The organism is Sphingobium sp. FW306-1B-F04DB, from assembly GCF_058781925.1.
The window spans coordinates 1-2500 of record NZ_JBYSXE010000092.1 but is presented as its reverse complement, the minus strand read 5'-3'; the positions used below and the strand labels follow the sequence as shown (position 1 = coordinate 2500).

The window sequence follows — 2500 nt, the reverse complement described above, 5'->3', positions numbered from 1 at the left end:
TCGGATGAGTTGTGTTTAGGGGTGAAAGGCCAATCAAGCCGGGAAATAGCTGGTTCTCCGCGAAATCTATTGAGGTAGAGCCTTGGATGAATACCGTTGGGGGTAGAGCACTGGATGGATGCGGGGGTCGCGAGATCTACCAACTCTAACCAAACTCCGAATACCAACGAGTAGTGTCCAGGAGACAGACGGCGGGTGCTAAGGTCCGTCGTCAAAAGGGAAACAGCCCTGACCTACAGCTAAGGTCCCCAAGTCACGTCTAAGTGGGAAAGCATGTGGGAATCCCAAAACAACCAGGAGGTTGGCTTAGAAGCAGCCATCCTTTAAAGAAAGCGTAACAGCTCACTGGTCTAAACAAGGGTTCCTGCGGCGAAGATGTAACGGGGCTCAAGACGTGCACCGAAGCTTAGGGTGTGGATTTATCCACGCGGTAGCGGAGCGTTCCGTAAGCCTGTGAAGCCGAAGGGTAACCGACGGTGGAGGTATCGGAAGTGCGAATGCAGACATGAGTAGCGATAAAGAGGGTGAGATGCCCTCTCGCCGAAAGACCAAGGGTTCCTGCTTAAAGCTAATCTGAGCAGGGTGAGCCGGCCCCTAAGACGAGCCCGAAGGGGGTAGTCGATGGGAACCACGTTAATATTCGTGGGCCTGGTGGTGTGTGACGGATCTCGTATGTTGTACGTCCTTAACGGATTGGACGTGCTTCGAAGAGGTTCCAGGAAATAGCCCCACCGTATAGACCGTACCCGAAACCGACACAGGTGGTCTGGTAGAGTATACCAAGGCGCTTGAGAGAAGTGTACTGAAGGAACTCGGCAAATTGCCTCCGTACCTTCGGAAGAAGGAGGCCCCACATATGCGCAAGCACTTGTGGGGGGCACAGGCCAGGGGGTAGCGACTGTTTAGCAAAAACACAGGGCTCTGCTAAGTCGGCTTCAAGACGACGTATAGGGCCTGACGCCTGCCCGGTGCCTGAAGGTTAAGTGGAGGGGTGCAAGCTCCGAAATGAAGCCCAGGTAAACGGCGGCCGTAACTATAACGGTCCTAAGGTAGCGAAATTCCTTGTCGGGTAAGTTCCGACCTGCACGAATGGCGTAACGACTTCCCCACTGTCTCCAGTACATGCTCAGCGAAATTGAATTCTCCGTGAAGATGCGGAGTACCCGCGGTTAGACGGAAAGACCCCGTGCACCTTTACTGCAGCTTCAGAGTGGCATTAGGAAAGAATTGTGTAGCATAGGTGGGAGGCTTTGAAGCCGGGGCGCCAGCCCTGGTGGAGCCATAGGTGAAATACCACCCTGTTGTTTTCTGATGTCTAACCCAGCACCGTCATCCGGTGCGGGGACCCTCTGTGGCGGGTAGTTTGACTGGGGCGGTCGCCTCCTAAAGAGTAACGGAGGCGCGCGATGGTTGGCTCAGGACGGTTGGAAACCGTCTGTTAGAGTGCAATGGCATAAGCCAGCCTGACTGCGAGACTGACGAGTCGAGCAGAGACGAAAGTCGGTCATAGTGATCCGGTGGTCCCTCGTGGAAGGGCCATCGCTCAACGGATAAAAGGTACGCCGGGGATAACAGGCTGATAACCCCCAAGAGCTCATATCGACGGGGTTGTTTGGCACCTCGATGTCGGCTCATCACATCCTGGGGCTGGAGCAGGTCCCAAGGGTTTGGCTGTTCGCCAATTAAAGTGGTACGTGAGCTGGGTTCAGAACGTCGCGAGACAGTTTGGTCCCTATCTGCCGTGGGCGTCGAAATTTGAGAGGAGTTGACCCTAGTACGAGAGGACCGGGTTGAACATACCTCTGGTGGACCTGTCATCGTGCCAACGGTGCAGCAGGGTAGCTATGTATGGACGGGATAACCGCTGAAAGCATCTAAGCGGGAAGCCTCCCTCAAGATAAGATTTCATAGAGCCGTCGGAGACCACGACGTTGATAGACTGGATGTGGAAGCGCGGTAACGCGTGGAGCTAACCAGTACTAATTGCTCTATTCACGCTTGATGAGTCCCACCATCAATGACAACCCTGGTTGTCGTTGTGGCCAGGATGATTAAAGCAGCCCAATATTTGGTCTCGTGAACGATTTCCCTCGGGAAATCGTGCATTACAAAACGTGCACGGTATCGATTTTAAGAACATTCTTTCCGCTCTTGCGCCGGCTCCATAGCTTGGTGACCATAGCGTCTGTGACCCACCCGATCCCATCCCGAACTCGGCCGTGAAACCGGACAGCGCCGATGGTACTGTTGCTTAAGCACCGGAAGAGTAGGTCGTCGCCAGGCTTTGAAGCCGGCGCATGCGCGGATACTTGTTCAAAAGAACCCATTCATAATGCTAAAAACGCCTCAGCGCTGAGACCTTCCTGTCGCGGGATGGAGCAGCCCGGTAGCTCGTCAGGCTCATAACCTGAAGGTCGCAGGTTCAAATCCTGCTCCCGCAACCAGGTCTCAACCTGCCAACACGCAGCCCCTCGGCTCCAGCCAGAGGGGCTTTTTTATT

At 54.6% G+C, this 2500-nt stretch carries 1 tRNA gene and 2 rRNA genes (1 of these 3 cut by a window edge); all 3 read left to right on the top strand.

Annotation, left to right across the window (positions count from 1 at the left end):
* A 23S ribosomal RNA gene (locus AC3WJD_RS21555) occupies positions 1–2003 on the top strand (it extends 794 nt beyond the left edge of the window).
* A gap of 165 nt (positions 2004–2168) precedes the next feature.
* Positions 2169–2283 (top strand): 5S ribosomal RNA (rrf, locus tag AC3WJD_RS21550).
* Positions 2284–2367: 84 nt separating this feature from the next.
* A tRNA-Met gene (locus tag AC3WJD_RS21545) sits at positions 2368–2444 on the top strand.
* The last annotated feature ends 56 nt before the right edge of the window (positions 2445–2500 follow it).